Raw genomic sequence first — 21789 nt, forward strand, 5'->3', positions numbered from 1 at the left:
CGTTGTTCATCCGTCCCTACGATTCAACCGCGGCAGCCTGGTGGGCCGTCGGCGTCGCGCCCTGTAGCCGTGCCAGGACCTTGTCGCGCGGCCCGAACAGACTCAGCTCGCCGTGATTGAGAACCAGCAGTTTGTCCACCTGCGCCAACACCCCGGAACGATGGGTAATGACAAACACCGTGGCCCGATTCTGCCGCAGTTTCTGCAGCGCTTCGGCGAGCATTTTTTCTCCAGCGTCATCCAGATTGGAGTTCGGTTCGTCAAGTACCACCAGACGCGGCTCGCCGTACAAGGCGCGGGCCAGCCCGATGCGTTGCCGCTGGCCGCCAGAGAGTCCACCGCCATTGGCGCCAATCAAGGTGTCGTAGCCATCGGGCAGTTGCAGCACCAGGTCATGTACACCGGCCATGCGCGCGGCGGCGACCACGGCAGGCGCATTCACCGGGCCGAAGCGTGAGATATTCTGGCTGATGCTGCCCTCGAACAGTTCTATGTCCTGGGGCAAATAGCCGATGTACTGGCCCAGTTCGTCCCGGCGCCATTGGCTGATGTCTGCACCGTCCAGGCGCACGGTTCCGGCCAGGTTTGGCCAGATCCCCAGCAACGCCCTGGCCAGGGTCGACTTTCCTGCGCCGCTGGGACCGATGATCCCCACCACTTCACCAGCGGCCACCTGGAAGTCCACGCCGCGAATAATCGGCTTGCGATTGTCCGGGGATCCCACTGAAAGCCCCTCGACGCGAATCGCCCCTTCAGGTGCGGGCAACGACATGCGCTCAGGCTCGGCGGCGATCTTGACCAGCAACTCGTGTAATCGGGCATATTGCGAGCGTGCGCCAAGAAAGCCTTTCCAGACGCCGATCAACTGATCGATAGGCGCCAGGGCGCGCCCCAGTAAAATGGAGCCGGCTATCATCAGTCCGGGCGAAATCTCATGATTGATCGTCAAGTAGGCGCCCAGGCCCAACATCAGCGACTGAACAATCTGGCGGAACGTCCTGGACATCGCCATCATGGTCGCGGCGCGGTCGCTGGCCAGGCTTTGCAAGGTCAGGACCTTATGGATTTGCCCGTTCCAGTGCTGACGCAGACTTGCAAGCATGCCCATGGATTCGACCACTTCGGCATTGCGCAGGCTCTTGTTAGTGAAGGTGGTAGCCGCGATCTGCTCGCGGTTGGCCGCCTGCAACGGTGCATGAGTGAGCTTCTCGTTGATGAAAGCCAACGCCCCTAGCATCACCGCACTCACGACCCCCATCCACCCGTACCAGGGATGAAAAATGAACATCACCGCCAGGTAGATCGGAATCCACGGAGCATCGAAAAAGGCAAACAAGCCGTTACCGGTCAGAAACTGGCGCAAGGCGTTCAGGTCGCTCAACGGCTGGGCGGTGGCATTCATGCCGTTGGTGTTGAGTGCCCGCTTGAAACTGGCGTCGAACAGACGCTGGCCCAGCAGCGTGTCCAGGCGAGTACTGATTCGTACCATAATCCGCGAACGAACCCACTCCAGGCCGCCCATCGTGATCATCAACAGCAACATGATCAGCGTGAGCATCAATAAAGTCGACTGGCTGGCGCTTCCTACTGCACGGTCATACACCTGCAACATGTAGAACGATGGAACCAGCATCAGCAAATTGACGAAAAAACTGAAAAAACCGACGCAAAGAAAACTGCCTTTGCATAGGGCAAGGGCACCTTCCAGCTCGGTCCTGGGGTGGGCTGACATGATTCTTACCTGAGGCCCGCTGATGGGCAGACCTGCGAAAACCTAGTGGGTACAGGCGCACATACGCCTTGAGTATTGGGGGCGACCCCCTCTGAAGCGCTTGCGCAATCAGGATCTACGCGCGCTGTATCGGCATGTGTGTGCGGTTCTGAAGGGTACCCTCAAAGGATCGCCATCGCCTGTTCTTACATCTTTGTCGCCCCACCTCTGCGCCTGCCCACCTCTGGCTGGACTACTTTGCGAACAACTGGCTCATATCCTTGAACGCCTTGAATTCAAGCGCGTTCCCGCAAGGGTCGAACAGGAACATCGTCGCCTGCTCACCCACCTGCCCCTTGAAGCGAATGTAGGGTTCAATCACAAACTGGGTACCGAAGGATTTCAAGCGTTCGGCCAGTGCTTCCCATTCCTCCCAGCCCAAAATAATGCCGAAATGAGGAACAGGTACGTCATGGCCGTCCACCGGGTTGCTGTGAACGCTTTCCTGAGCCGCGGTTTTTGGCTGCTCATGGATCACCAACTGGTGGCCGTAAAAGTTGAAATCGACCCAGTGGGCGCTGGAGCGCCCCTCTTGCAGTCCAAACACTTCACCATAAAAGGTGCGTGCGCCAGCGAGGTCGTAAACCGGGATTGCCAAGTGGAAGGGAGAGAGGTTCATCAGGACTCCTTTTTTGTGCTTTTTGGGTGAGGCCATCGTAGAGCGGCGCTACAGGCGGAAAAATCAATATATATTGCTTAGAAACACAATTAATATTTGTGAATGATTAAAGAACTCAAGACGCTCCTCGCCGTCGCACGGGAAGGCACTTTCGCTGCGGCCGGGAACAGGATCGGCCTCACACAGGCCGCCGTGAGCGCGCAAATCCAGCGTCTGGAGGCGCAGCTTGGCTTCGAAATATTCGACAGGAAAGGGCGCTCGGCGCACCTCAACCGCAAGGGGCACCAAGTGCTCTTGCAGGCACAAGAGTTGCTGCGCCTCTACGACAACCTGGGCTGTGGCACCGCCGAACTTGCGACCAATGTCCTGGTGAACATCGGCGCCATTGCGTCCGTTCAGCGTTCCTATTTGCCGGACGCTTTGGCCAGGTTCCATCAGCAATGCCCTCAGTGCCGTACTCGGGTGCTGCCGGGGCTGTCGATGGAGCTGGTCAATCTGGTGGACGCTGGCGAAATCGACATGGCGGCCATCATCCGTCCGCCCTTCTCGCTTCAGAGCGACCTGCGCTGGACGACCCTGACACTTGAGCCGTATCGATTGATCGTTGCCCGCGAAGTGCCGGGGGAAGATTGGGCGACACTCCTTTCCAGCCTTCCATTCATTCGATATGACCGTGCTTCATTCGGTGGCCGGCAGGTGGATCGTTTCCTGCGGCAAATGCATTTCACCGTGCGCGAGGTGTGTGAACTGGATGAACTGGAGGCCATCATCAAGCTGGTTGAAAACGGTGTGGGAGTGGCATTGGTCCCGCAAACATCGGCCCATGACTGGCCGGCGGGTGTTAGAGCCCTGGACCTTGGTCAGCACACCTTCCATCGGGATATCGGACTGGTGCATCGGTCGGGACAAAGCCTCACCGAACCGGTGCGGACTTTGGCTCAACTGATTGCCGAACAAGCCAGTACCGGTTCTGAGTAAAAAAGCTTTTGTCGACCGAATGATCTATACCTTCAGATACACGCAGTCAGGCCGACAGCGTTGATAGGCAATAATAAAAAAGCCGTGGTGAACATCGCAGGATGATGTTTCTGGCGCCGTGGGTTTGGAATGGCGCATCACTTTCAATGCCTGAAGTATCGATCATGAGCCGGATCAAACGCGTATTGGAAGGCCGTACCAAAGCACTCTCGCGCCTATGCCTGGTGCTGCCGACGCTGATTGTCTGTAGCGCCTACGCCGCACCTTTGACGATTGAACTGCACATTCTGGACGCGCCGCCGCTGACGTTTGTCGATGACCCCAAGGGGCACGGAATTGTCGGCGATGTTGCCGTAGCGGCCATGACCAAGGCCGGGTATACCGTGCAGTTCCATATCCTTCCTTGGGCCCGCTCACAGAAGCACGTCAGCGAACAGCGCAATCACCTGATCGCGCCCCTGTCGCGCACGCCGGAACGCGAGGATCGCTTTACCTGGATCGCTTCGGTCATGCCCATGGAACGCGCCTTCTTCACCCTCGACCGGCAAGTGAGCAGTTTCGCCGAAGCCCGGCAAACCTACCGCAAGATCGGCGTCGGCCTGGGAAGTGCGCAGCAGGAGATCCTGCGCACCGAAGGGTTCAGCGATGAGCAGATCTACCCGCTGGTCATTGGCGACAACCCCGCCCAGATGCTCTTGATGGGACGTATCGACGCTTGGTTCAACGGCGTCCCTGAGAGTCGGTATATCTGGCCCAAGGTGTCCAAGCGCGAACTGCTCATGAGCCCGGTCAATAGCAGTGCCGATCTCTATCTGGCCTGCTCCAGACAGTGTTCCCCAAAAATGGTCAAGAAGCTGCGGGCGGCCGTTGAAAGCCTTCGCGCCAGCGGCGAAATCCAGCGCATCCATGACCGCTATCTGCCGCAGTAGCGTTCTTCACGCAGGTAATTCGGTGCATCTGGCAACCTGAAGGGACATCAACGCAATTGATAGCCGCCTAACGAAAGCCCTAAGCTAGAGCGCTGGGCGATGTCTTATATCATTCCGAATGATAGTTACCTTTGCTTCATTCGATTCGTGCCTCACCGCCTCCCCACGCATCATCCGCCCATCTCAATACTCTTGGCGGATGCTATCCATGGAATATTCACTTTCAAAATTGCGCTTTCCCCTGGCACTGATGGCGGTGCTGGTGATGAGTGCATGCGGCAAGACCCCAGATACGGCGGCTTCCATGCCGGCGGCCAAAGTCAGTGTGGCCAAGGTGCTGGAGCAGCCGGTCAACGAGTGGGACGAATTCACCGGGCGCCTCGAGGCACCTGAAACCGTTGAGATCCGACCCCGCGTTTCAGGACAGATCGATAGCGTAGCGTTCACCGAAGGCGCTCTGGTCAAGAAAGGCGACCTGTTGTTCCAGATCGATCCGCGTCCCTTCCAGGCTGAAGTGCGTCGCCTCGAAGCCCAGTTGTCCCAGGCCCGAGCGACGGCTACCCGTAGCGAGAACGAAGCCAAGCGTGGCGAGCGCCTGCGCTTGAGCAATGCCATTTCCGCCGAGCTGGCAGATTCGCGTACCAGTGCTGCCCAGGAAGCCCGCGCTGCCGCTGCGGCGATCCAGGCACAACTGGACCTGGCCAAACTGAACCTGAGCTTCACCCGGGTCACTTCGCCTATCAGCGGTCGCGTCAGCCGGGCGGACATCACCGCCGGCAACCTGGTGACCGCCGATGTCACGCCGCTCACCAGCGTGGTGTCCACCGACAAGGTCTACGCCTACTTCGATGCCGACGAGCGCGTCTTCCTCAAGTACACCCGCCTCGCCCGCGAAGGCCAGCGTGGTCAGGCCACTCCGGTCTACATGGGCCTGTCCAACGAGGAAGGTAATCCGCACCTGGGCCATATGAATTTCATCGACAACCAGGTCAATCCACAGACCGGTACCATTCGTGGTCGCGCGGTGTTCGACAACAAGGATGGCGCCTACACCCCTGGGCTGTATGCCCGGCTGAAACTGGTGGGCAGCGGCACTTACTCGGCCGTGCTGATCAACGACGAAGCCGTCGGCACCGACCTTGGCAAGAAATTCGTGCTGGTGATGGACGCCGACAATAAGCCGGCCTACCGCGCTGTCGAGCTGGGACCGAAGATCGAAGGCCTGCGCATCGTGCGCAACGGCTTGAGCAAGGACGACACCATCATCGTCAAGGGCCTGCAACGCGCTCGCCCCGGTACACCGGTCACGCCTGAAACCGTGCCGATGGCCAGCGAAGAAACCATTGCCGCCCTGGCACAACAACGAAAAGCGCTCGAAGCCAGCAACCTGCCCCAAGTCGCGCCTGCCAAGGCTGCTTCCGGATCGGCAGGCAAACTGGCCGCAGCGACCCCACGCGGTTAAGGGACTGAACTCAAGATGAAATTTTCCCAGTTCTTCATTTCGCGGCCGATCTTCGCAGCGGTGCTTTCGTTGCTGATCCTGATCGCCGGCGCCATCTCACTGTTCCAGTTGCCGATCAGCGAGTACCCGGAAGTCGTGCCGCCGACTGTGGTCGTGCGCGCCAACTTCCCGGGTGCCAACCCCAAGGTCATCGGCGAAACCGTAGCCGCGCCCCTGGAGCAAGCCATCACCGGCGTCGAGAACATGCTGTACATGTCCTCGCAATCCACCGCCGATGGCAAGATCACCCTGACCATCACCTTCGCGCTGGGTACCGACCTGGACAACGCCCAGGTGCAGGTGCAGAACCGCGTCACGCGGACTGAACCCAAGTTGCCGGAAGAAGTCACCCGGATCGGCATCACGGTGGACAAGGCATCGCCCGACCTGACCATGGTTGTGCACTTGACCTCGCCGGACCAGCGCTACGACATGCTTTACCTGTCCAACTATGCCCTGCTCAACATCAAGGATGAGCTGGCGCGTCTGGGCGGCGTGGGTGATGTGCAGCTATTCGGCATGGGGGACTATTCCCTGCGGGTCTGGCTTGACCCGAACAAAACTGCTTCGCGTAACCTGACCGCCACCGACGTGGTCACCGCCATCCGCGAACAGAACCGTCAGGTCGCCGCAGGTGCCCTGGGCGCGCCTCCGGCACCCAATGCCCAGGCATTCCAGCTCTCGATCAACACCCAGGGACGCCTGGTGAATGAGGAAGAGTTCGAAAACATCATTATCCGTTCCGGCGAGGACGGTGAAATTACCCGCCTCAAAGACATCGCACGAGTGGAGTTGGGCTCCAGTCAATACGCCCTGCGCTCATTGCTCGACAACCAGCCGGCGGTGGCGATCCCGATCTTCCAGCGCCCCGGCTCCAACGCCATCCAGATTTCCAACGATGTTCGCGCCAAGATGGACGAACTCAAGCAGAACTTCCCGGCGGGAATGGACTACAGCATCGTCTATGACCCGACGATCTTCGTGCGCGGCTCCATCGAGGCGGTGGTTCACACCCTCTTCGAAGCGCTGATTCTCGTGGTACTGGTGGTGATCCTGTTCCTGCAGACCTGGCGCGCCTCGATCATTCCGCTGGTGGCCGTGCCGGTGTCGCTGATCGGTACGTTTGCCGTGATGCATCTGTTCGGCTTCTCGCTGAACGCGCTCTCGCTGTTCGGGCTGGTACTGGCGATCGGTATCGTGGTGGACGACGCCATCGTGGTGGTGGAGAACGTCGAACGCAACATCGGCTTGGGACTGACTCCGGTGGAAGCCACCAAACGCGCCATGGGCGAAGTGACCGGCCCGATCATCGCTACCGCCCTGGTGTTGTGCGCGGTATTCGTACCGGCGGCGTTCATCAGTGGCTTGACCGGGCAGTTCTATAAGCAGTTTGCTTTGACCATTGCCATTTCCACGGTGATCTCGGCATTCAACTCCCTGACCCTGTCGCCAGCCCTGGCCGCAGTGCTGCTCAAGAGTCATGACGCGCCCAAGGACCGTTTTTCCAGGTTCCTGGACAAGATATTCGGTGGCTGGCTGTTCCGTCCGTTCAACCGCTTCTTCGACCGTGCCAGTCACAGCTACGTGGGCACAGTTGGCCGCGTGATCCGCAGCAGCGGCATCGCCCTGCTGGTGTACGCAGGCCTGATGGTGCTGACGTTCTTCGGGTTCTCCAACACCCCGACCGGTTTCGTACCCGGCCAGGACAAGCAATACCTGGTGGCCTTTGCCCAACTGCCGGATGCCGCGAGCCTGGACCGCACCGAAGACGTGATCAAGCGTATGTCGGACATGGCCCTCAAGCAGCCGGGCGTCGAAAGCGCCGTGGCCTTCCCTGGCCTGTCGATCAACGGCTTCACCAATAGTCCGAACGCCGGCATCGTGTTCGTCACCCTCAAGCCCTTCGACGAGCGCAAGGACCCCAGCATGTCTGCCGGGGCCATTGCCGGGGCCTTGAACGGCCAGTACTCGGAAATCCAGGAAGCCTACATGGCGATCTTCCCGCCGCCGCCGGTACAGGGCCTGGGCACGATCGGTGGTTTCCGTCTGCAAATCGAAGACCGGGGCAACCTGGGCTACGACGAGCTGTACAAAGAAACCATGAACATCATCACCAAGAGCCACAACGTGCCGGAACTGGCCGGGCTGTTCACCAGCTACACGGTGAACGTGCCGCAGGTCGATGCCGCCATCGATCGTGAAAAAGCCAAGACCCACGGCGTGGCCGTCAGTGACATCTTCGACACCCTGCAGATCTACCTGGGCTCGCTGTATGCCAACGACTTCAACCGCTTTGGCCGCACCTATCAGGTCAACGTTCAGGCCGAGCAACAGTTCCGCCTGGAGTCGGACCAGATTGGCCAGCTCAAGGTGCGCAACAACCGTGGTGAGATGATCCCGCTGGCGACCTTCATCAAGGTCAGCGACACCTCGGGACCTGACCGCGTAATGCACTACAACGGCTTCATCACTGCGGAAATCAACGGTGCCGCTGCCCCGGGCTACAGTTCCGGCCAGGCTGAAAAAGCCATCGAGAAACTGCTCAAGGACGAATTGCCCAACGGCATGACTTACGAGTGGACCGACCTGACGTACCAGCAGATTCTCTCGGGCAACACCGCGCTGTTCGTGTTCCCGCTCTGTGTCCTGCTGGCGTTCCTGGTGCTGGCGGCACAGTACGAAAGCTGGAGCTTGCCGCTGGCGGTGATCCTGATCGTACCGATGACCCTGCTGTCGGCCATTACCGGGGTAATTCTTTCCGGCGGCGACAACAACATCTTTACCCAGATCGGATTGATCGTACTGGTGGGGCTTGCCTGTAAGAACGCCATTCTGATCGTTGAGTTCGCCAAGGATAAACAGCTCGAGGGCATGAACCCCCTGGCTGCGGTGCTGGAGGCCTGCCGCCTGCGTCTGCGGCCGATCCTGATGACCTCCTTCGCGTTCATCATGGGCGTGGTGCCGTTGGTCTTCTCCAGCGGTGCAGGTGCTGAAATGCGCCATGCCATGGGTGTCGCGGTGTTCTCGGGCATGCTCGGGGTGACCTTCTTCGGTCTGCTGCTCACGCCAGTGTTCTATGTACTGATCCGCAACTTCGTCGAGCGCAGCGAGGCCCGCAAAGCGGCCCGGGCGTTGAAACTGGAGGCGCAACAATGAGTTTGAAAGTGTTTGTGCCGAGCCTGCTGGTACTGGCCTTGAGTGCTTGCGCCGTAGGCCCGGACTACAAGGCACCGCAAACGGAGGCGGCGAGCATCACCACCGCCACCGACGGTGCCGCCGGCCAGAAGAATTTCGACCGTGCCCGTTTCGAAGGGATCTGGTGGCAGCAGTTCGAAGACCCGACGCTCAACGCGCTGGTCACCCGTTCCCTGGAGGGCAACCGCGAGTTACGGGTGGCGTTCGCCCGTTTGCGAGCAGCCCGAGCGATACGCGACGACGCCAGCAATGACGTCATGCCGACCATCACCAGCCGCGCCAGCAGCAACCTGGGCAAAGGCCAGATTCCGGGGCAGACCACCGACCGGGTCAGCACCGAACGCTATGACCTTGGCCTGGACATGGCCTGGGAGCTGGATCTGTTCGGACGCATCCAGCGCAACCTGGAAGCCACCGATGCCGATCAGCAGGCGGTCGAAGCCGATCTCTACCAGTTGCAGGTGACAATGATCGCCGAACTGGTGGACGCCTACGGTCAACTGCGCGGCGCCCAACTGCGGGAAAAAATCGCCCTGGCAAACCTCGAGAACCAGCAGGCGTCGCGCAAGATCACCGAAAGCCTGCGTGATGCCGGCGTCGGCGATCAGCTCGACGTGGTCCGTGCCGATGCGCGCCTGGCCTCGGTCGAAGCCAGCGTGCCGCAGTTGCAGGCCGAACAGGTACGCCAGCGCAACCGCATCGCTACCTTGCTGGGTGAGCGCCCGGACAAACTGAGTGTGGACCTGAGTCCCAAACAGCTTCCGGCCATCGCCAAGGCCCTGCCGATTGGCGATCCGGGTGAACTGTTGCAACGTCGCCCGGACATTCTCAGCGCCGAGCGCCAACTCGCTGCCGCCACTGCGCGCATTGGCGTGGCCAAGGCCGATCTGTTCCCACGGGTCAGCCTCAGCGGTTTCCTGGGCTTTACCGCCGGACGCGGTTCGCAGATCGGCTCATCGGCGGCCAATGCCTGGGCGCTGGGGCCAAGCATCACCTGGGCTGCCTTCGATTTGGGCAGTGTGCGGGCGCGTCTGCGCGGTGCCGACGCTGAGGCGGACGGCGCCTTGGCGACCTACGAACAGCAAGTGCTGCTGGCCCTGGAGGAATCGGAAAATGCCTTCAGCGACTACGGCAAGCGCCAGCAACGCCTGATTTCGCTGATCCGGCAGAGCGAATCGAGTCGAGCCGCCGCTGATCTGGCTGAAGTCCGCTATCGCGAAGGCACCGAGGATTTCCTCGTCCTGTTGGATGCCCAACGTGAGCGCCTGGCCGCCGAGGACACTCAGGCCCAGGCCGAAGTGGACCTGTATCGCGGCATTGTCGCGATCTACAAGGCCCTGGGCGGCGGCTGGCAACCGGAAGCCGTAGCCAGCAACTGACCGACCTCATTCAACCGAGCTCCTTTGGTTGGCCGCAACCAACCAAATTTTCGCCCCGCCTCCCATGTTGGACGCGGGGCTTTTTTTGCCTGCTGCAAACGCCTGGTGGGAGCGAGCCTGCTCGCGATGGCGCTGGGTCAGTCAACTCAAATGCCAACTGATATACCGCTATCGCGAGCAGGCTCGCTCCCACCGGGTTATCTGCAGATTCTTTCAAGGTTTGACTCAAGCCCGCACCTGACCGAAGCTTGCGGCATTTCACGCTTCCTGGTTATGGACTACCTGCATGCCCTCGCCTCGCCGCTATCTGTTGCTCAGCCTGTCTGTCCTGTTGGTAATCGGTCTAGTCGCAATGTGGCTACGCAGCACCACGCCGCAAATTCCCGAGGCAATCAAGCGTGGCTACAGTGAAGCCCTTGAGCACGCACGCAATGGGCAGCCAGGGGCGGCGCGGATGCTCTATCAGCAATTGGGTCGCCCGGACCTGTCGCCCAAGCGCCGGGTATGGCTGCACGCCGAGCTACCGAACTACCCAAGCCCCCAAGCCCTGAAACTGGCGGACGCGGACCTGCACAGCGAGTCGCCGGATGTGCGTCGAGCGGCCATCGGCAGCATCAGCGGGCTGGTGCCAACCGGCCAACGCAGCCTGTTGCTGGGGCCGTTGCTCGAAGATCAAGACCCAAGCGTCCGCTTCGCCGCAGTGAACGCGTTGCTGGGCCTATCGCCGGATGAGCTTGGTTTGTACTTCGGGCCTATGCAGCTTGTCATCGGTATGTGGGAGCAGATGCTTGAAGACGGTCCACCAACCGCCGAGTCCCACTATCAGCTGGCCCGGCTGCATCTGCATAACGCTGAACTGAAAAAGGCTCAGTTGGCGCTGGAACAAGTCCTGCGCCTGCAACCGGACAACCTGCCAGCGCTGGTCATGCAGATCGACGTGCTGGACAAACAGGGCCAGGCCGACGCTGCACGTCAGTTGCTTGCCCAACAGTTGAAAAACCAGCCGGAGTCGGCTTATCTGCAACATGCATTGGGTCTGTGGCTGCTGCACCATGGCCAGGCGGAGTACGCGCTGCTTGGTTTGGCAAAAGCCGTGGAGCTTGAGCCCGAAAACCGACATTACCGTTATGACCTGGCAACCACCTTGTATGCCGAACAGGAACTGGAAGCGGCGCAGAAACAGTTACAGGAAATCGTCCAGCGCTACCCGGCTGATCGCAGGGCGCGGGTGCTGCTGATCAACTACTGGAAGGAGTCCGGGCAGTTGCAGAATGTGCAGATCCTGTTGGCGCAACTGGAGCAACTCAACCCCGATGATCCGGCGCTGCAGCAAGGCCTGTAGGCGTTTCCCCGCTGCCAGAAAATTGAGCAGTACACCTCGTTTTATCAACGAAAGCGGAACCGTGATCACGGCAAAAGGTCAAGTGTTCAGGCAGTTCATTTTCAGGCGTACTCCAGCCTGCTGCCCACTTCCCTAGTCATGAGAGGGCTTTTTTTGTCTACATCTAACGAGTTGATCAGCGCTAAAGCCGCCACCGGTATCGAAGGGCTGGATGACATCCTTTCCGGTGGCTTGTCCCGCGGCCATGTGTTCCTGCTGGAAGGGGAACCCGGGACCGGCAAGACCACGGTCGCGTTGCAATTCCTCTTGGCCGGTGCCCAGGCCGGCGAGCGTTCCTTGTACATCACCCTGTCGGAAACCGAGCGTGAGTTGCGCCAGGGCGCGGCGTCCCACGGTTGGACGATCGACGAAAACGTGCATATCTTCGAGCTGACCCCTCCCGAAAGCCTGCTCAACGCCGAGCATCAGCAAAGCCTGCTGTACTCCTCGGATCTGGAGCTGGGGGAAGCGACCCGGCAGATTTTCGAGGTGGTCGAGCGGGTCAAGCCGACCCGGGTGGTGCTCGACAGCCTGTCGGAGATCCGCCTGCTGGCGCAAAGCTCACTGCGCTATCGCCGGCAGATCCTGGCGATCAAGCATTACTTTGTGCGCTACGACGCCACGGTACTGCTGCTCGATGACCTGACCACCGAGTCCCTGGACAAGACCGTGCACAGCGTCGCCCATGGGGTGATTCGCCTGGAAGAACTGACACCCAATTACGGCGCCGAGCGGCGACGCATTCGGGTGGTCAAGTATCGCGGGCAGAAATACCGTGGCGGCTTTCACGACTTCACCATCATGGGCGACGGCATTCATGTCTTCCCACGCTTGGTAGCCGCCGAACACCGCGGGCAATACCTGCGCCAACAACTGTCCAGCGGCCTCGATGGCGTGGACGCCTTGCTGGGCGGCGGCATCGAGACAGGCTCCAGCACTTTGATCCTGGGCCCGGCCGGCACCGGCAAGTCGCTGATTTCGATGATTTTCGCTGCGGCTGCCGTGCAGCGTGGCGAAAAAGCCGCACTGTTCATCTTCGATGAAGAGTTGGGCTTGCTGTTCGAGCGCATGAGGAACGTCGGTATCGACCTGGAAGCGCTGAGACGAACCGGCAACCTGGTGATCGAACAGGTGGACGCCGCTGAGCTGTCTCCCGGTGAGTTCTCCCATCGGGTACGCCGTTGCGTCGATGAAGGTAACATCAAGACGGTCGTGATCGACAGTATCAATGGCTACCAGGCCGCCATGCCGGAAGAAAACGCCTTGGTGCTGCACGTACATGAACTGCTGCTCTACCTGAACCGCAGGGGCGCTGCGACCTTCATGACCGTTGCGCAACACGGTCTGGTGGGCGATATGCAGGCCCCGGTGGACATTACCTACCTGGCCGACACGGTGATTCTGTTGCGGTATTTCGAAGCGCTGGGCAAAGTTCGTCGAGCGATCTCCATCATCAAGAAACGCACCGGTAGCCATGAATCCACTATTCGCGAATACCGCATCAGCAGCGAGGGCATGACCATCGGCGAGCCGCTGGAAGCATTCCAGGGGGTATTGCGTGGGGTGCCGAACTATATGGGAGCGGATAATCCGTTGCTCAAGGATGATCAACAGTGACGCTGGTCGAGCCCCTGTCGGAGCGGGCGTTGATCCTCGCACCGCTGGGGCGCGACAGCCAGATCGCCCTGATGATCCTGCGCGAAGCCGGCTTCGGCGGCCTTATCTGCCAGCATCTGGGCCACTTGTGCGAAGAGCTGGAGCACGGCGCCGGCCTGTTGGTGATTTCCTCCGAAGCCCTGGTCGGGCCGGAGCTGGAAACGCTGTTGTTGCATATCGAAGAGCAACCGGCCTGGTCAGACTTGCCAATCGTATTGTTGACCCACCACGGCGGGCCGGAACAGAACCCGGCGGCGCGTATCGGCACTCAGTTGGGCAACGTAACGTTCCTCGAGCGCCCTTTTCACCCAATAACCCTGGTCAGCGTGGTCACCACCGCCCTGCGGGGCCGGCGCAGGCAATATGAAGCCCGAGACCGGCTGATCGACCTGAGCAACAGCGAGCTGCGCCTGCAAACCACCCTGGAGACCCTTGAGCAACAAGTGGAAGAACGCACGGCCCAACTGCGCCACAACGAAGAGGCCTTGCGCCAGTCGCAAAAAATGGAAGCGGTCGGGCAACTCACGGGGGGGATCGCCCATGACTTCAACAACATGCTCACCGGGATCATCGGCAGCCTCGAACTGTTGCGCCGGCGCCTGGCCCGAGGCCGCACCGAGGATCTGGACAGCCTGATCGACCTGGGGGTGACATCGGCCAATCGCGCAGCCGGCCTGACGCATCGTTTGCTGGCCTTCTCCCGCCGCCAATCGCTGGACTCAAAAGCGGTGCAGATGAATACCCTGGTGCTGTCCATGGGCGAGCTGCTGCAGCGCAGCCTCAACGAGAGTATCCGGCTGGACATGGAACTGGACGACCAGCTCTGGATCGCCGAAGCCGACCCAAACCAACTGGAAAGCGCCCTACTCAACCTGGTACTCAATGCTCGGGACGCAATGCCCGACGGTGGGCAACTGGTGGTCAAGACGCTCAATCAACACCTGGATGCCGACTTCACCCAGGCTTATACCAACCTGGAGCCGGGCGATTACGTCGTGCTGAGTGTGCAGGATTCCGGTTGCGGAATGCCCGAAGCGGTCATCAATCGTGCGTTCGACCCGTTTTTCACCACCAAGCCGATCGGCCAGGGCACCGGGCTGGGCTTGTCGATGATCTATGGGTTCAGCAAGCAGTCGCGTGGTCACGTGACGATTGACAGTGAAGTCGGCAAAGGCACAACCGTGAGCCTCTATCTGCCGCGTTTCGTCGGTGAAGAGGTTCACGAACCACGGGTCGATACACAACACGCCCCGTACGCACAAGACGGTGAGACCGTGCTGATCGTCGAGGACGACCCGGCGGTGCGGGTGCTGGTCAGCGCCGTACTGAGCGAGCTGGGTTATGCCTTCGTCGAGGCAGCCGATGCTGACGGCGCGGTGCCGATCCTTCAGTCAAGCCAGCGCATCGATCTGCTGATCAGTGACGTGGGCCTGCCAGGCATGAACGGCAGGCAACTGGCGGAAATCGGCCGGCAGATCCGCCCGGACCTGCGGGTACTGTTCATCACCGGTTATGCTGAGCATGCAGCGGTGCGCGGCGGCTTCCTGGACCCGGGCATGCAGATGATCACCAAACCGTTCACTTTTGACCTGTTGACGGCCAAGGTGCGGGAGATGATCAAGGTTTGAGGCAATGCCCGGATATCAGCCGACCGTGCGCCCGTGATCAAGGATTTTGTGGCAGCAAAGCCTGCTCCCACAAAATCCCGCCCTGCACCCTGCTTTTACAGGCCTAGGACAACATCGTCCGCATCATGTCCTGCAACACATCCAGGTCGAACGGTTTGCCCAGGATCGGCGCCTTGCGGGTGATGGGGCTGTCGGTGTCGCGCACTTCCTGGGCATAACCGCTGATAAAGATGACTTTCAGGTCGGGTCGCAACCGGACCGCCGGTTCAGCGATCTGCACGCCGGTGATACCCCCGGGCAGGCGGAAGTCGGTGATCATCATATCCAGGTGGGGCTTGCTGGCGAGGATCTCGAACGCCTGCTCACCGTTTTCGGCCTGCAGCACTCGATACCCCTCGCCCGACAGGTAGGCCGACAATACCATCAGGATCGACGGGTCATCCTCGACGATCAGTACAACGTCTTGCGCATCTTCACTCATGAGAAGCCTTTGTTCGATCAATAGCTGCTGATACGACCGTAGGGTCACTCAGAGGTTGCGTCTGTTCGACGGTTTTGGCCAGGACCGTTTTCTGCAAAGGCAGGCAGACGCGAAACAACGCCCCTTCATTGAGGCGGCTATTGACCGTAATAGTACCGCCATGGGCGGTCACAATCTGCTCGGAGATGAATAGCCCCAGGCCCAGGCCGGATGCGACGGCTTTGGACGACACCCGCTCGAACTGCTGAAAGATGCGCTGCTGGTTTTCCTCGCTGATGCCGATACCGTGATCCTGGACTTCGACGCAAGCATGGTCAGGCGTTTTGTAGACGCGCACCTCGATCGGGCTTTTCCCGCCGTAGCGCAATGCGTTGGTCAGCAGGTTCGACACCACTTGTTCGATACGAAACTCATCCCATTGTCCCTCCACCGACGGCTCGGTCGAGCACGTCAATGTGCATTCGGCCGCCGCGATCTGCGGCTGGAAGTTGCGCAGCAGGTTTTCAACCAGTGTCGTCAGGTTGAAGCGGCTTGGCCGAATGGACAATTTGCCAGTACGAATCCGCGACACGTCGAGCATGTCCTCGATCAGCCGGATCAGGCTCTTGATCTGGCGCTCGTCGCGCTCGACCATCGCCTGCACCTTATCCAGGCTGAAGGCGGCGGCGTTGTCCCGGGCCAGGTGCATCTTGCGCAGTTGCGTCTCGAGAATCAGGCCGTTGAGAGGCGTACGGACCTCGTGGGCAACGATCGACATGAAGTCATCACGCATGCGAACCGCCTGTTCCAGCTCGCTGCGAGTAGCCTGCAACTGCTGCAACAAGGCCTCCTGCTCGCGGCGGCTCTCCTGCAATGCAATGACCTGCTCCTTCATCGCCTTTCTCTGGCGATACAGCTCGACGAACACATTGACCTTGCTTTTGACGGCGTGGTTGTCCAGCGGCTTGTGCAGGAAGTCCACCGCGCCACTTTCATAGCCGGTGAAGGCATAGTTGCGCTCACGGCCGGCGGCGCTGACAAAGATGATAGGAATGCTACGGGTCTTCTCCGTGCCGCGCATCAGCTCGGCCAGTTCAAAGCCGTTCATTCCCGGCATCTGTACATCGATGATGGCCAGGGCAAAGTCGTGTTGCAGCAGCAAGGACAGCGCCTCATCGGCCGACAGCGCTTTGAAAACCTGGCGGCCGTCGAGTTTGATCAGCGCTTCCAGGGCCAACAGATTTTCTGGCAGATCGTCGACGATCAGCAGTTTTGCTTGAATATCTCTTGGCATGTGGTTCATTCCAGAGCGGCCAACAATTGGCCGATGCCTTGCAAAGTGAGGATATGGTCGGGCTCTTGCAGGGCAAGTGCTGCTTCGGGCATGGTCGAAACCTGGGCTTCGCCGGGGTCCTGGACCACCGTGATTCCACCCAGCTCCCGGACCTTGGCCAGGCCCTGGGCACCGTCGTTGTTGGCGCCGGTCAGCACGACCGCCAGCAGGTTCGGACCGAAGGCGTCGGCGGCGGATTCGAACAGCACATCTATCGACGGCCGCGAATGGTGCACCGGTTCCTCCAGGCTCAACGAAAGACTGCGGTCGGCCTCGACCGACAGGTGATAGCCGGGTGTGGCTACATACAAAGTGCCCGGTTGAATGTTCTGCTTGTCCTGAGCTTCCTGCACCGGTATCGCCAGACGATGGCCGAAGACCTGGGCCATCTGGCTGTCACGCTCATCGGGCAGATGCAACACGACCAGAATGGGTACGCCGAAGCCCTTTGGCAGTTGCCCGAAGACTTTGAGCAGCGCTTCGACGCCGCCGGCGGATGCACCGACGACAATGGCTTGAATGGGCGATCTGGATCTGTGCATCGTCTGATTCATAACTTGCGATAGATCCGTTCCTGTTTGACCAACGGCTCGAATTGCTTGCCGAAAGACGAAAAATCCAGTGTCTCTTTACTGCCCAGTACCAGGAAACCACGGTGACAGAGGGACTCATGGAACAATCCGAACGCGCGATCTTGCAGCTTTTTGTTAAAATATATCAAGACGTTACGGCATGAAATTAACTGAGTTTCTGAGAATACGCTATCAGTCGCCAGGCTGTGATCGGCAAAGGTCACGTTCTCGCGCAGGGTTTTGTCAAACATCGCGTAATCGTAGGCGGCGGTGTAGTAATCGGCAAATGATCGCCGCCCTCCCGCGCGCTGATAATTCTGGGTGTAGGCCCGTACGTTCTCGAGCGAAAAAATGCCCTGCTTGGCTTTTTCCAGGGACCGCGGATTGATGTCGGTGGCATAAATCAGCGTGCGGTCCAGCAGCCCTTCCTCGCGCAGCAGGATCGCCATGGAATAGACCTCCTCCCCGGTGCTGCAACCAGCGATCCAGATCTTGATCGAAGGATAGGTCTTGAGCAGCGGCACCACTTCTTCGCGGATCGCCAGGAAATGCGACGGGTCGCGAAACATCTCACTGACAGGGATCGTCAACAGTTGCAGCAGTTGCATGAACATGCCCGGGTCGTGCAACACGCGCTCCTGCAGTGCCGAGATGGTCTTGCACTCGAACTGGCTCAGCGCGTGCTGGACCCGACGCTTGATGGAGGCGCCGGAATAGTCCCGAAAATCGTAGCTGTACTTGAGGTAGATCGCGTCGATCAACAAACGGATTTCAATGTCAGTGTTACGTTCCACTAAATTCTTTCCATATTCGGCAACCACACGCGAATCAGCGAGAACAGACGATCCAGATCGATCGGCTTGGCCAGGTAATCGTTGGAACCGGCCGCCAGGCAGCGCTCCTGATCATCCTTCATGGCCTTGGCCGTCACGGCAATGATGGGCAGCTTGCGCCAGCGCGGGTCCTTGCGGATCAGCGCGGTGGCCTCGAAACCGTCCATCTCCGGCATCATCACATCCATCAGCACCAGGTCGATGTCGTCGACTTCGTTCAGACGCTCGATCGCTTCATAGCCGTTACGGCCGATGACGACGATCGCCCCCTTGGCCTCCAGGGCACTGGTCAGGGCGAAAATGTTGCGCACATCATCGTCCACCAGCAGCACTTTACGGCCCTCGAAAACCTTGTCGCGGCTGCGGGCGGTCCTGAGCATCCGCTGCCGTTCATGGGACAACCGGGATTCGACTTTGTGCAGAAAAAGTGTCACTTCGTCCAGCAACCGCTCCGGCGAACGGGCGCCCTTGATGATGATCGAGCGTGAATACTTGCGCAGTTCGGCTTCTTCATCGCGGGTCAGGTTGCGTCCGGTGTAGACGATCACGGGCGGGAATGAGCAGATATCCTCAGTGGACATGCGCTTGAGCAGGTCATTGCCCAGCATGTCAGGCAGCTTCAGGTCGATGATCATGCAGTCGTAGACGTTGCTTCGCAGCAGGTCCAGGGCTTGCTGCGCCAGGCCGACAGCGGTGATCTCGATGTCATCGTCACCGATCAGCCGGGTGATGCTGTCGCGTTGCAAATCATCGTCCTCCACCAGCAGCACCCGCTTGACCTTCTGGGTCAGCTTGGCTTCCAGGCGGGCGAATACCTCCTTGAGTTCTTCGCGAGAAGTCGGTTTGACCGCATAGCCGACGGCACCCATGTGCATCGCGGCTTCTACGCGATCCTCGACGGAAATCACATGTACCGGGATGTGCCGGGTTCCAGGTTGCTCCTTGAGCCGCTGCAATACCGTCAGCCCGGAGTGATCCGGCAGGCGCATGTCCAGCAGGATTGCATCGGGGCTCAATTGCGAAGCCAGGTCGAAGCCTTCATCGGCACCTTGGGCCACCAGGCATTGGTAACCGAGTTCGTGGGCCAGGTCGAACAGGATCCGGGCAAAGCTGGGCTCGTCTTCGATCACCAGAATGCAGCGGGTGTTGAACGGTGCCTTGTCGCGGTCATCGGCGAAGGGGGCGACGGGCACATCGACCTGGGCGATCAGCGGTGCGCTGACGGGTTCAGGGGGCGCGGGTGGCGCCATTGTGGTGGTCGCAGTGAACATCCCCGGTTCTACCAGCGGCTCACCCGACTCGACATAGCGTTCTGGCAATACCAGCGTAAACACACTGCCCTGCCCCGGCTCGCTGGAGACAGAGATCGAGCCGCCGAGCAAGGTGGCCAGGTCGCGGGAAATCGACAGGCCCAAACCGGTCCCACCGTACCGGCGATTCGTAGTGCCATCGGCCTGGCGGAAGGCTTCAAAGATGCTTTGTTGCTGATCGGCGGCGATGCCGATTCCTGAGTCCCGCACCATGAACGCGATGCCCGCCCCGGCCTGGCCGGCCACCGTCAGGCATACCGTGCCTTTCTCGGTGAACTTGATGGCATTGGACAGCAGGTTCTTGAGTACCTGCTCCAGGCGCTGACGGTCGGTATACAGCATGGCCGGGGCGTCGGGCAGCAGTTGCACCTCGAAGCTCAGGCCTTTTTCGGTCGCCAGGGGCATGAACATGTCACGCAAGCCTTCCACCAGGCGCGTCACGCCGGTGTTCTCCGGACGCACTTCCAGTTTCCCGGCCTCGACCTTGGAAATGTCGAGAATGTCATTGATCAGGTTCAGCAGATCGTTACCGGCGGAATAGATCGACTCGGCAAATTTCACCTGTTCTTCGTTGAGGTTCTGCTGCGGATTCTCCGCCAGCAGCTTGGACAGGATCAGTGAGCTGTTGAGCGGTGTACGCAGTTCATGGGACATGTTCGCCAGGAACTCGGACTTGTATTTGCTCGAACGCTGCAACTCTTCGGCGCGTTCCTGCAACTGGATCTGCGCCAGGTTCAGCTCGCTGTTCTTCTGGTCCATGGCATCGCGTTGTTCAGCCAGTTGCTCGTTGGTCTGCTCCAGTTCCTGTTGTTGGGCTTCCAGATGCGCCTGGGACTCCTTGAGGATGCGTGACTGCTCTTCCAGCTCTTCGTTGGCGGTCCGGAGTTCTTCCTGCTGAACTTGCAGCTCTTCGTTCAGTTGCTGGGTTTCGGCGAGGACTTCCTGCAAACGCTGCCGGTAACGGGCCGCTTCGATGGAGGTGCCAATATTGCCGGCCACCAGTTCCAGCAGTTCGATATCGCGATCGGTCACAGGTCGCAGGAAGCCCAGTTCGACAACGCCGTTGATCCGGTCATCGTCACTGGTGGGCATGACCAGTACGCTGTTGGGCAAACCCTGGCCCAACCCCGAACTGACTTTCAGGTAGTCGTCGGGCACGTCATCCAGGCGGATGAGTCGCGCCTGTTGGACCGCCTGGCCAGCGATGCCTTCGCCGACAACGATCACCTGTTGCTGTTGCTCTTCATCCTCTCGGGACATGCCGTAGGTGGCGACGCGCCTGAGCAGGCCGCTTTCTTCCCGCGCATACAGTGCGGCCACTACAGCGCCCATGTATTGGGCACAGAACTGCAGGATGTTGCGTCCCAGCAGGTTCAACGTCAGTTGCCCCAGAACCTGCTCGGCCAGTAGCGTCTGGCCATTGCGCAGCCAGGCCTGTTTTTCCAGATGCAAAGCACTCTGCTGCTGGACCTTCAGGCTGGCGCTGTAATTGTTGGACAGCCCCAACAGATCCCGGCGCCCGACATAGGCCAGCAAGCCGCTGACAGCGGCCACGAACAACAGGTACAGAGCGATGCTCCAGAGGGTGGTGGTGCGCACCTGGTCGTTGCGTTCGGCACGCAGCTGCTGCTCGGATTCGACGATATCCTCGTAGGTCTTGCGTATTTCATCGGTCAAGCGCTTGCCACGCCCGGCCTTCACCGCTCCCCGGTAATCGCCACTGCTGCGTTGCAGGTCGATCATGCTTTGCGCGTAGTTGGCCCACTCCACCTGGAGCGCTTGCACTTTATGCAGGCGGTCGGTCTGGATCGGGTTGTCGGCTGTCAATTCCAACAATGTCTCCAGGGCGACGGCGATACGCGGTTTGGCCACTTCATAGGGGTCGAGGAAATGCTCGTCGCCCGTCAGGAGGTAGCCGCGCATGCCGGTTTCCAGATCCACGCTCAGCTTGAGCGCTTCATTGGCATTATTGATCACCCGATCGGTATGCCCGACCCATTGGATCACCGACAGCAGATAGGTGATCAGCACAATGAAAAACACCGCGCTGAGGGCGCCCATGCCCAGTGGCAGGCTGATATTGCGGCTCAGGAGCTTGCGAAAACTTTGCTCGTCAACCGAAGACGAAGGAGTCATGGAATAAGCCTTGGTGGACAGTTGAAAACCGTGGAGTTTGCCGAAAAATACCGGTTGGATCCACATTCTGACGGGGCAAAGGCGCAAACTCCACGAAAAGCCTGAGGA

The 21789-nt window shown here is 59.9% G+C and carries 15 protein-coding genes; 8 read left to right on the plus strand and 7 right to left on the minus strand.

The genetic code is table 11. The annotated features are described in order from the left end of the window. Positions 1 to 16: 16 nt before the first annotated feature. Both AC3I65_RS12810 and AC3I65_RS12815 read right to left on the minus strand, forming a co-directional pair. Positions 17 to 1732, minus strand: a complete 1716-nt coding sequence (locus tag AC3I65_RS12810) for a type I secretion system permease/ATPase (RefSeq protein WP_047229093.1) — start codon at positions 1730 to 1732, stop codon at positions 17 to 19. Between the two features lie 232 nt (positions 1733 to 1964). Next, positions 1965 to 2390 (minus strand): VOC family protein, encoded by a 426-nt coding sequence (locus AC3I65_RS12815; RefSeq protein ID WP_076384613.1) that lies wholly within the window; start codon positions 2388 to 2390, stop codon positions 1965 to 1967. A 102-nt stretch (positions 2391 to 2492) separates the two neighbouring features. Between AC3I65_RS12815 and AC3I65_RS12820 the strand changes: the two genes are divergently transcribed. The 8 genes from AC3I65_RS12820 (at position 2493) to AC3I65_RS12855 (ending at position 15037) form a co-directional block, all read left to right on the plus strand. After that, positions 2493 to 3368 (plus strand): LysR family transcriptional regulator, encoded by an 876-nt coding sequence (locus AC3I65_RS12820; RefSeq protein ID WP_047229095.1) that lies wholly within the window; start codon positions 2493 to 2495, stop codon positions 3366 to 3368. A gap of 164 nt (positions 3369 to 3532) precedes the next feature. Then, a complete protein-coding gene (locus AC3I65_RS12825; RefSeq protein ID WP_488523837.1) occupies positions 3533 to 4297 on the plus strand; it encodes a substrate-binding periplasmic protein in 765 nt (254 codons plus the stop codon). Positions 4298 to 4505: 208 nt separating this feature from the next. Beyond that, a complete protein-coding gene (mexE, locus tag AC3I65_RS12830; RefSeq protein ID WP_047229096.1) occupies positions 4506 to 5759 on the plus strand; it encodes a multidrug efflux RND transporter periplasmic adaptor subunit MexE in 1254 nt (417 codons plus the stop codon). Positions 5760 to 5774: 15 nt separating this feature from the next. Beyond that, on the plus strand, positions 5775 to 8954 hold the full coding sequence (locus AC3I65_RS12835; RefSeq protein WP_047229097.1) for an efflux RND transporter permease subunit: 3180 nt from the start codon (positions 5775 to 5777) through the stop codon (positions 8952 to 8954). Then, positions 8951 to 10372, plus strand: a complete 1422-nt coding sequence (locus AC3I65_RS12840; protein ID WP_488523838.1) for an efflux transporter outer membrane subunit — start codon at positions 8951 to 8953, stop codon at positions 10370 to 10372. The genes AC3I65_RS12835 and AC3I65_RS12840 overlap by 4 nt, the downstream gene beginning before the upstream one ends. Positions 10373 to 10658: 286 nt before the next feature. Continuing rightward, positions 10659 to 11714 (plus strand): HEAT repeat domain-containing protein, encoded by a 1056-nt coding sequence (locus tag AC3I65_RS12845; protein WP_076384605.1) that lies wholly within the window; start codon positions 10659 to 10661, stop codon positions 11712 to 11714. 153 nt (positions 11715 to 11867) lie between these two features. Then, positions 11868 to 13370: an ATPase domain-containing protein gene (locus AC3I65_RS12850; protein WP_160892396.1), complete on the plus strand. Its 1503-nt coding sequence runs from the start codon at positions 11868 to 11870 to the stop codon at positions 13368 to 13370. After that, complete coding sequence (locus AC3I65_RS12855) at positions 13367 to 15037, plus strand: ATP-binding protein (protein WP_047229101.1); 1671 nt, start codon at positions 13367 to 13369, stop codon at positions 15035 to 15037. Before AC3I65_RS12850 ends, AC3I65_RS12855 begins: the two co-directional genes overlap by 4 nt. A gap of 103 nt (positions 15038 to 15140) precedes the next feature. Here the strand turns inward: AC3I65_RS12855 and AC3I65_RS12860 are convergent, their stop codons facing one another. Genes AC3I65_RS12860 through AC3I65_RS12880 form a run of 5 tightly spaced genes read right to left on the minus strand, consistent with a single transcriptional unit; the run spans position 15141 to position 21681 of the window. Further along, positions 15141 to 15518, minus strand: coding sequence for a response regulator (locus AC3I65_RS12860; RefSeq protein ID WP_047229102.1), 378 nt, complete (start codon positions 15516 to 15518; stop codon positions 15141 to 15143). Further along, complete coding sequence (locus AC3I65_RS12865; RefSeq protein ID WP_047229103.1) at positions 15511 to 16791, minus strand: hybrid sensor histidine kinase/response regulator; 1281 nt, start codon at positions 16789 to 16791, stop codon at positions 15511 to 15513. Before AC3I65_RS12865 ends, AC3I65_RS12860 begins: the two co-directional genes overlap by 8 nt. Before the next feature lie 5 nt (positions 16792 to 16796). Beyond that, positions 16797 to 17384 (minus strand): chemotaxis protein CheB, encoded by a 588-nt coding sequence (locus AC3I65_RS12870; RefSeq protein WP_047229104.1) that lies wholly within the window; start codon positions 17382 to 17384, stop codon positions 16797 to 16799. After that, positions 17381 to 18196 carry a CheR family methyltransferase gene (locus AC3I65_RS12875; RefSeq protein ID WP_047229105.1) on the minus strand — a complete coding sequence of 272 codons (816 nt, stop codon included), beginning with the start codon at positions 18194 to 18196 and terminating at the stop codon, positions 17381 to 17383. Before AC3I65_RS12875 ends, AC3I65_RS12870 begins: the two co-directional genes overlap by 4 nt. After that, positions 18196 to 21681, minus strand: coding sequence for a response regulator (locus AC3I65_RS12880; protein ID WP_047229179.1), 3486 nt, complete (start codon positions 21679 to 21681; stop codon positions 18196 to 18198). Before AC3I65_RS12880 ends, AC3I65_RS12875 begins: the two co-directional genes overlap by 1 nt. Between the last annotated feature and the right edge of the window lie 108 nt (positions 21682 to 21789).

The sequence above is a fragment of the Pseudomonas sp. N-1-13 genome (assembly GCF_057787095.1).